This window comes from Parabacteroides sp. AF21-43 (assembly GCF_003635435.1).
GTDB lineage: Bacteria > Bacteroidota > Bacteroidia > Bacteroidales > Tannerellaceae > Parabacteroides > Parabacteroides distasonis.
The window spans coordinates 4,842-10,870 of the sequence record NZ_QTMG01000050.1 but is presented as its reverse complement, the minus strand read 5'-3'; the positions used below and the strand labels follow the sequence as shown (position 1 = coordinate 10,870).

8 protein-coding genes and 1 pseudogene are annotated in these 6,029 nt (G+C 47.2%); 2 read left to right on the top strand and 7 right to left on the bottom strand.

Annotated elements, in window-relative coordinates; genetic code table 11:
* From DWX84_RS20895 to DWX84_RS20880, 4 genes and pseudogenes are all read right to left on the bottom strand, one after another.
* Positions 1-491 (bottom strand): annotated as a pseudogene (locus DWX84_RS20895) (sensor histidine kinase); the annotation flags it as partial.
* The gene (locus tag DWX84_RS20890) at positions 492-1,367 is read right to left on the bottom strand and encodes a radical SAM mobile pair protein B (protein ID WP_004329298.1); all 876 of its coding nucleotides are present in this window, start codon (positions 1,365-1,367) and stop codon (positions 492-494) included.
* The gene (locus tag DWX84_RS20885; RefSeq protein ID WP_004329299.1) at positions 1,364-2,032 is read right to left on the bottom strand and encodes a radical SAM mobile pair protein A; all 669 of its coding nucleotides are present in this window, start codon (positions 2,030-2,032) and stop codon (positions 1,364-1,366) included. Before DWX84_RS20885 ends, DWX84_RS20890 begins: the two co-directional genes overlap by 4 nt.
* A complete protein-coding gene (locus DWX84_RS20880; RefSeq protein WP_004329300.1) occupies positions 2,029-2,805 on the bottom strand; it encodes an MBL fold metallo-hydrolase in 777 nt (258 codons plus the stop codon). Before DWX84_RS20880 ends, DWX84_RS20885 begins: the two co-directional genes overlap by 4 nt.
* Before the next feature lie 130 nt (positions 2,806-2,935).
* Here DWX84_RS20880 and DWX84_RS20875 point away from each other — a divergent pair, with 130 nt between their 5' ends.
* Positions 2,936-3,835 (top strand): AraC family transcriptional regulator, encoded by a 900-nt coding sequence (locus DWX84_RS20875; protein WP_004329302.1) that lies wholly within the window; start codon positions 2,936-2,938, stop codon positions 3,833-3,835.
* 47 nt (positions 3,836-3,882) lie between these two features.
* On the opposite strand, the gene DWX84_RS20870 is transcribed toward DWX84_RS20875, so the two are convergent.
* Positions 3,883-4,071 carry a hypothetical protein gene (locus DWX84_RS20870; protein WP_005775886.1) on the bottom strand — a complete coding sequence of 63 codons (189 nt, stop codon included), beginning with the start codon at positions 4,069-4,071 and terminating at the stop codon, positions 3,883-3,885.
* A 23-nt stretch (positions 4,072-4,094) separates the two neighbouring features.
* Between DWX84_RS20870 and DWX84_RS20865 the strand changes: the two genes are divergently transcribed.
* Positions 4,095-4,754 carry an AraC family transcriptional regulator gene (locus DWX84_RS20865; RefSeq protein WP_004329304.1) on the top strand — a complete coding sequence of 220 codons (660 nt, stop codon included), beginning with the start codon at positions 4,095-4,097 and terminating at the stop codon, positions 4,752-4,754.
* 21 nt (positions 4,755-4,775) lie between these two features.
* Here the strand turns inward: DWX84_RS20865 and DWX84_RS20860 are convergent, their stop codons facing one another.
* The gene (locus DWX84_RS20860; protein ID WP_004329305.1) at positions 4,776-5,723 is read right to left on the bottom strand and encodes a relaxase/mobilization nuclease domain-containing protein; all 948 of its coding nucleotides are present in this window, start codon (positions 5,721-5,723) and stop codon (positions 4,776-4,778) included.
* On the bottom strand, positions 5,720-6,029 hold a 310-nt coding region (locus tag DWX84_RS20855), incomplete at its 5' end, for a MobC family plasmid mobilization relaxosome protein (protein WP_117682280.1). The genes DWX84_RS20855 and DWX84_RS20860, both read right to left, overlap by 4 nt.

Here is a 6,029-nt window from a genome sequence, read left to right as displayed (position 1 = left end):
CCTAATCCGAAGCCGTCTTTTGCGGCGGCATTTGAAAGACGTTCAAATGCACCGAATACTCGTTGTTGCTCATCTTCGGTCATGCCCGTACCGGTATCTTCAACGATAAGTTTCAGCAAACCGTTATCATAATCCGCTGCCAATGATACACTACCGTTATCCGTGAACTTGATGGCGTTTGACAACAAGTTGTTGCCGATTTGCAGGATACGTTCCTTGTCGGTCAAAACCACCGCATCGGTGTGGCTCTCCACTATCAAAGTCAGCCCCTTGTTCATGGCAATGGGCATGAACTCCGTTTCAAGAATATGCGTGATTGCGGAAATCCTGCAAGGGGAAAGGTTGGGTTGCTCCTTGCCGTTGTCCAGACGGAAGAAATCCAGCAGCGTGTTGAGCATCTCCCGCATACGCTCGGAAGATTGCCGGATATTATCCACATACATGGTGCTTTTATCCGCGCTACAACTTTTCTGCATCAGTCCGGCATAGCCTCATTTTGTCAATCGTATTTTTTCGTGGTAGAAGTAGTTTACGATGACAGGTTTGCCTTTTTCCGAGCGTCCGTATGGCAGATCGTTTATACGATACGGGAAGCCCTGCTCCTTGGCGTAATTTGAAATGTCCTGCTCCAATGCCTGCCAGTATTCAAGCCTTTTTTTATTGTAAATTTCCTCGTAAAGCGGTATGAGGTCAGGATACTTCTCACGGATATACGTCATTATCCCGCCTTTGAACTGCCCGCGTAAATTCAGGTTTTCAAGCCAGATTAAATCAGCATAATCTTTTACCTCCTCTATTATTGCCTTTACGTCTGTTATTCTGGGGAATATGGGCGAGACGAAGCATACGGTGCGGATACCTGCCTCGTATGTCTGACGCATCGCTTTCAGACGGCGTTCAATGCTTACGGCGTTGTCCATATCTGCGCAGAACTGCTCGTCGAGCGTATTGACAGACCATGACACAGTCACTTTGGGAAAACTCTTCAACAGGTCGAGATCGCGAAGGACAAGATCGGACTTTGTGCATATCATAATCTCGGCATCGCTTCCTCGCAGCTCTTCGAGCAGCCTTCGGGTACGGTGGAATTCTTCTTCATACGGATTGTAACCGTCCGTCACAGACCCTATTACAACACGTTCACCGTCGTATTTATGAGGATTCGTTATCGGCTTCCAGTTTTTTACATCTAAAAACGTACCCCACGGCTCGGTGTGCCCGGTGAACCGTTTCATGAACGATGCGTAGCAATACCTGCAGGCGTGGGGACACCCTACATAAGGGTTGACCGAATATCCTCCCACCGGCAGAGAGGATTTGGTCATTACACTCTTTACATCTATTTCCTTTATTGTATCCATATTCATTGTATTCGTCTGGTAAATTGTTCCGGCAATTCCTGAATCATTCTTTCGTCGCCCATAATCGGCAGCAAATCCTCTTTCATGAACACCGGTATGCCATGAGCCTTTGCCTGTTCTGCAATGCTAAGCACCCATTCGGGGCGCGAATATGACTTTCCTTTTCGGTTTCCGGTCTCTGTGCCTATGACAATCCAGTCAATTCCCTCGAAATCAATCTCGCCGATATCATCGAAGAGAGGTTCAAACGTGACATGGTAGTGTCGTGCTTTGATATTCTTTTTCAAATCATCAATCCTCCTTTTCTCGGAACTGCGCGTAACGGTCACGCCCATCCATACGTTCTCGTCGTCAGAGGAGAAACTGATTTTGTCAGGGCGCTTCGTCAGAAAGATATAGGCGTGCTGGGGATTGCTGCTGATCCGCTCGAAAATTTCTGCGTTCCATTCAGGCTTCCAATCGGAGAAATCGCTCATTCCTGTCATGAGCCACACATGAGGACGGGACGTATCGATGATGCGCAGTTTTCGTTCCATGTATTCAGGCACGGAAAAGTCGTCGGTAATGTGGAAACGGCGGCAGTTGTTACGGGCATAGCAGTAAGGGCATCCTATAGTGCACCCTACCACTATGTTCATGTTTTTTATCAGGGATTTAATGCAGACACTCATAACACAACTGTTTCTCCGTCCTCCGGGATAATCAGCCGGCTCATGTCGGCTTCGTGATGCGTTGCCTCATTGCGCAGAATTGCACGGGTGGTCTGGCAATGGTCGATGGCATCCATGTGTACGGCTATCAGCTTGATATGCGAAGGCAATTCGTCAAGTATCTGCATCACTTCGTTCTCGTCGGGGATGATAGGACCGTCCGTTTTGGAAAATTCGGGAAAGATTGCACCTCCGGAGTTTACCACGATATAGTCAGGATTGAACCGTTCCACGGTGTCTCGGATACATGCTTCCCATCGGCAGTCACCCATTATATAAACGGTCGGGAAGCCCTCGGCTTTTAGCACATAACCTGATACAGGTCCCATCATCTGCCCGATCTGCCCGAAACCATGATGTCCGGTCGTGCGGTAAATGGATATGCCGTCTATTGTTTTTATTTCTTCGATGGGTATCACATTTGTAAATCCGTCGTTTCTGATGGCGTCCGCGTCCTGGGGCTGAACGTAGAAAGGAATTTCTTTGGGCAAATGTGTGGGGACACTCGGCTCGTAATGGTCGATGTGATTGTGGGTCAGGAGCACCATGTCCACGCCTCCGATAATATCCTGAATAGGAATGGTGAGGTGTACCCTCGGTGTTTTATTCACACCGAGGGCCGATATCAAAGTGCCTTTGTCGGCTAAAACGGGGTCAATTAGCATGGTGTGTCCCGCATACCTGATTTTCAAGGTGGCATTGCGCACCAATTGTACTGTAGATGTCTTTTTCATGACTATATGTCTTGTTATTGATTACGGGTGCAAAGTTCGGAAGAATCCGGCGAAACATCTATGCCTGAAAAAACGGTAATTATGCCATTTTGATAAATGAAATTATTATCTTTGCAAAAACGACAAGGATATGGACGAGATAATCAACCCTGATCGACTGGTCAGCGTACCGTTCAACAAGACACGCTGCGGCGTGGATTTTTACATCAATACTGCCATAAACAAGGACATCGGACTTGTGCTGACAGAAAACAAGCGGTTTAAGACAGACTTCTTCAGCTTCTACTTTTTCCGTAAGGCAAACGGATATTTGCTACTGAACTTCCGCAAGATTGAACTGCGCGACGGCATGGTTCTCCTGCTTTCACCCCATCAGCAACAAGAGTGGCATGTAGATGAGACGGCGTTGGATTACACGTTCCTTATATTCCGCGAAGATTTCATGCGTACTTTTATCGCCGACAAGTTCTTCGTTTTTCGCCTTTTGTATTGTTACCAGACAGATACGCCGCCTTACATCAATGCCACACATGACGAAATGAAGGAATATATGCGGCTGCTCGGAAAGATTAAGTATGAGCTGATGAATCCAGTGTCCGATACGTACAATATCATTGTTTCCTTACTATATTATCTTTTGCTGATTATCAATCGTACATACGCTGCCGCCTATTGCTTGCCCGCTGAAATTGCTAAAAACAATTTCGCTTTTCGGTTCAAGGACTTGTTGGAACAGAATATCCGCACCCACCAGCGGGTGCAGGAATATGCAGACATGCTTCATGTCAGTCGCATCACACTCAATAACTCAGTAAAAGCCCAATTCGGAGTATCAGCTACCCATTTGATAAAACAACGTCTGCTTGAGGAACTGAAGAACGAATTGCTATTCTCCAACCGCACTGTCAGTGAAATGGCGGATGATTTCAATTTCTCTGATCCGAGCCATCTCATGCGCTTCTTCAAACAGCAAACAGGCAAAACATTTACTCAGTACATGACGGATTACAATAAAGGCATATACGAATAACTTCTTAATATAGTCGATAGCGGCTATCGAAATATGGTTGTTGATGTTCAGGCGTTTTTGTACTGCATGAACCATTTTACGATTTCTGGATCTTCGTGCGAGCCGAGTAAGAAAGGCTTGTCGGTATCCAGCGTCTTTATCCGTGCCATGTCGTCGGCCGACAGGGTGAAGTCTAATATGTCGAGATTCTGCTTCATGCGTTCCGGTTTCACAGACTTAGGAATAATTATGCACACTGATATTTATCGCGCCCGGACAGGTGTTCGGTGCGGAAGATGACGGCATGCAGTTCCAACCAGATGGCTACCTGCTTATGTTCCATCCCGACCTGCTGCGGAATACACCTCTCGGGCGGATAATGCGTGAATATTCGTTCTTTTCCTACGAGACAAACGAGGCATTGCACCTTAGTGTGGAAGAACGGCAAATCATCATGGATTGCTTCCACAAGATTCAATATGAATTGAACCATCCGATACACCGTCACAGCAAGAACCTCATCACAGACAGCATCAAGACGTTCCTTGATTACTGCACACGTTTCTATGACCGTCAGTTCATCACACGCGACAACCAAAACCGAGACATCCTCGCAAGATTTGAGCGGTTGCTTGACGAATACTTCCATGATGGGGCTGCTAAACGGATAGGCTTGCCCACTGTACAGTATTGTGCAGACAAGCTCTGCCTCTCGCCCAACTATTTCAGTGATTTATTGAAAAAAGAAACAGGTTCAACCGCCCTGCATTTCATTCATGACAAGTCTATTGAAATAGCCAAGACGGAACTTGCATCTACAGACGACACCGTTAATGAAATCGCCTATAATCTCGGTTTTCAGTACCCGCAACATTTTACCCGACTGTTCAAGAAAGAGGTAGGTTACACTCCGAATGAATATAGAGCGCAAGTGTCGTGAGAATTGGATTAGTACAGAATATTAGAACCCAACACCTCTCTTGCGCTTAACTTTCTTCCTTCTGCGAAGTATATCCACCATTTCCTGATTGGCTTCCGCATCAGCAGCGTTATAAGATGAGCCACTGCTTTTTAGCAATCCCCAAGAGCCGTTGAACAACTCGCTTTGTGCCGTGCCGGACGGTGCGCTTGGTGTAGCCGTTTCATATATTCCGGCTGTTATTCCCATACGTTCCCTGCATCTGTTGTGCTGCAAAGCCGCGTCAATCTTGGAATAACTGAAACGCCTGTCCACTTTGGAGCCGTTGAAATGGTAGCCATTCATGGAGAATACAACACCCTGCACCTCGCTGGTCTGCCCCTTATGCTTGAAATGTACTTCCACTCCCTGCCGTTTCAGGTTGGCGATAAGCACGTTCCAGTTGCCGCATCTGCCGACTTCCATTTTGATGATGTCGTAAAGCGCATATTTCGTCCTGTCTGGCTCTTTCAGGCGGTTGCGTTTGACATTGTCCTTTCCGCCAGCCATATGCAAGCCGTATTTCAAGGTCAATTCCTTGCAGATGCGGGTACTGCGCAGACGCTCGTGCCTGTCCGATATGGTATTGCCGTTGTTGTCTATGCGGTTGAAAGCAATATGCACGTGCGGATGCTCCTTGTCGAAATGCTGGGCGATGAAGAACTGCGTATTCTTGATTCCCATCCGTTCCATATATTCAAGCGCGATGCCTGCCATGATACGGTTCGTCAGCCGTAACTCATCCTCTTTGGAAAAACTCAACGCGATATGTCCGACAGGTTTTGTCACCTTATCGTTCATCCGTGACTGGGCATTGAAACTCATGGCGATAGTTTCCAGATTTTCCATAAACAAGCCTTCGCTTGCTACTATCTGCGTATCCTTCTTCTTGTCGATGATGTAATCCACCGCACCCTTGAAGTCGCTTCCTTTTACGATTTTCGCCATCATATCCCTATCTTGGTTATAAGTTCATGAATCCTTGCCACTGCCACCTTGCAGTCCCACCGTTCATCGTGGAAGCCTCCGGCGTTTGCCTTACGCGCAAGCTGGTTGAGATTGTTAGCCATGCCGCAGAGTTGGCGGATGTATCCGGCATGTTCCTCCGACAGCCGTTCTTTCACATGACCGTTACGGAAACATTCCCTCATGTACTCGCTTGGTGATACGCCCGCCTCATGCGATCGTGTCAGCAGGCGGAAGTAGTCGGCTGCCGTCATTTTCACTGCGATACGGTATTTCAGTTTCTCGGTTGCT

What these genes read in the sequence shown, in the direction of transcription:
- DWX84_RS20890 (WP_004329298.1), bottom strand. Translation starts at nt 1,367, where the DNA reads ATGAATATGGATACAATAAAGGAAATAGATGTAAAGAGTGTAATGACC.
- DWX84_RS20885 (WP_004329299.1), bottom strand. Translation starts at nt 2,032, where the DNA reads ATGAGTGTCTGCATTAAATCCCTGATAAAAAACATGAACATAGTGGTA.
- DWX84_RS20880 (WP_004329300.1), bottom strand. Translation starts at nt 2,805, where the DNA reads ATGAAAAAGACATCTACAGTACAATTGGTGCGCAATGCCACCTTGAAA.
- DWX84_RS20875 (WP_004329302.1), top strand. Translation starts at nt 2,936, where the DNA reads ATGGACGAGATAATCAACCCTGATCGACTGGTCAGCGTACCGTTCAAC.
- DWX84_RS20860 (WP_004329305.1), bottom strand. Translation starts at nt 5,723, where the DNA reads ATGATGGCGAAAATCGTAAAAGGAAGCGACTTCAAGGGTGCGGTGGAT.